General features: G+C 58.3%; 2 protein-coding genes. Both read right to left on the bottom strand.

Annotation, left to right across the window (positions count from 1 at the left end; translation table 11 throughout):
* On the bottom strand, positions 1 to 774 hold a 774-nt coding region (locus tag ACUVTA_RS09535; RefSeq protein ID WP_445952703.1), incomplete at its 3' end, for a nucleotide sugar dehydrogenase.
* Positions 775 to 779: 5 nt separating this feature from the next.
* The gene (locus tag ACUVTA_RS09540; protein ID WP_445952704.1) at positions 780 to 1,802 is read right to left on the bottom strand and encodes a GDP-mannose 4,6-dehydratase; all 1,023 of its coding nucleotides are present in this window, start codon (positions 1,800 to 1,802) and stop codon (positions 780 to 782) included.
* Positions 1,803 to 2,055: the final 253 nt, after the last annotated feature.

A 2,055-nucleotide genomic window follows, 5' to 3' on the forward strand; every position in this document is an offset into this window, starting at 1 on the left:
GCAGTGGCCGCCTACCAGCCCCGGTTCAAACGGCAGGAAGTTCCACTTGGTGCGGGCGGCGGAGAGGACCTCGCGGGTATCGAGGCCGAGCCGGTGGAAGATGAGCGCCAGCTCATTCATCAGTGCGATGTTGAGGTCGCGCTGGATGTTTTCGATTATTTTGGCGGCCTCGGCGGTTTTGATGTTGGGTGCGCGGTAAACCCCCGCTTTGACCACCAGGCCGTAAAGCCACGCCACCTTTTCGAGGGTCTCTCTGTCCTGAGCGGACACCACTTTGACGATTTTTTCGAGGGTGTGTTCCGGGTCGCCCGGATTGACGCGCTCCGGCGAGTAGGCGATTTTGAAGTCTCTACCGGCCTTTAGTCCGGAGGCTTCCTCAAGGATGGGCAGGCAGATCTCTTCCGTTACGCCGGGGTAGACGGTGGACTCGTAAATAACGATGGCTCCGGGGGAGAGATTTTGCCCTACCAGGCGGCTTGCCTCGACCAGATGGCGGAGGTTGGGCCGCTTGTGGGCGTCCACCGGCGTGGGCACAGCAACGATGATAAACTGCGCTTTACGCATGGCTGCTGGGTCAGCGGTAAAAGTAAGGTGGGGCGCCTGCAAGTCCGCCGGCGCCACTTCACCGTTTTCGTCAACGCCTTGCCGGAGGGCCTCAACCCGGCCGGGGTTGACATCGAAGCCGATGGTGCAGGTTACTTTGCCAAAGGCTGCGGCCAAGGCGAGTCCTACATAGCCGAGGCCCACGATGGCGACGCACGGCATCTCATTCATAATGTTCAATCCACCTTCACTTCTTTGGCCCAGTCCCGGTTTTCCTGATACCAGGCGCAGGTTTTGGCTAAGCCTTCTTCAAAAGGCGTCTGCGGCTCCCAGCCAAGTAAGCGGCGGGCTTTAGTAATGTCCGCCCAAGTGGCGGGAACATCGGCCGGGTGGCGGGGTTTAAATTCGAGACGGGCTTTTTGCCCCGTAAGTTTTTCAATGAGCTTGAGCGCGTCCATTAAAACTATCGGCCGGTCGGAGCCGAGATTGATAATTTCGTAGCCGAGGGGTTTGAGCGCGGCAATCGTCCCCCGGGCGATGTCGTCTACGTAGGTGAAATCGCGCGACTGCTGCCCATCGCCGTAGATAATCAGGGGTTTTCCTTCATTGATCCACTGGATGAAGCGGAAAAGGCTCATATCCGGCCTTCCCGCCGGGCCGTAAACGGTGAAATAGCGCAGCACCGTTACATCCATGTCGTAAAGGTAATGATAGGTGTAGCAGAGCGCCTCTGCAGCCTTCTTCGACGCGGCATAAGGAGAAAGGGGCCTGTTGGTGTCGGCATCCTCCCGGTAAGGCATCGGGTTTTCCTTGCCATAAAGGCTTGACGTTGAAGCAAGGATGAACTTTTTCACCCCGAATTCGCGGCAGAGTTCCAAGAGGTTAAGGGTACCGGTGACGTTCGTTTCCACGTAAACCCAGGGGTTAGCGACCGACTGGCGCACCCCGGCCCGGGCCGCGAGATTTATTACGGCGGCAAATGGCAGGGAGGAGGGAGTCGCTGCGTTATGGGTAGCGAAAATGTCGCGGAGGCGGTTCAGGTCACTGATGTCCACCCGGTAAAACGTAAAGCCCGGCAAATCTTTGAGCCGCCCCAGCCGCCACTCCTTAAGCCTTACGTCGTAGGCGTCGTTAAGGTTGTCCACGCCGACGACGCGGTATCCCTCTTCGATCAGGAGTTCGCTTACCCGCGCCGCAATGAAACCGGCGCAGCCGGTGACGAGAACGGTCCTTTTTTGCTGGTGCAGCTTTTCGTTCATCGGATGGCTCCCATTTAATCGGCAGATCGGGTCGAACAATGCGCTAGACCAAGATTCGCCGCCCGGTCGGATTTTTCCTGCCGGGGAGGGAGCAGTTCTTCTTCTTTTGCCGGGATTGTTCCTTAGGTTCCTTAAGGGAACAGGTGGCGCAGGAAGGCCCCCGGTGAGGCCACGCGAAGGGGCACCTCCTTTTCCAGGTCACTTGCGGGGTTTCAGGAACCGCCAGGAGAGCCTTTCCGATCTGAAAGACGCT

This window comes from Thermodesulfitimonas sp. (assembly GCF_052743955.1).

Excerpts from the sequence above, each read along its gene's own strand:
- ACUVTA_RS09540 (WP_445952704.1), bottom strand. The coding sequence starts at position 1,802 with ATGAACGAAAAGCTGCACCAGCAAAAAAGGACCGTTCTCGTCACCGGC.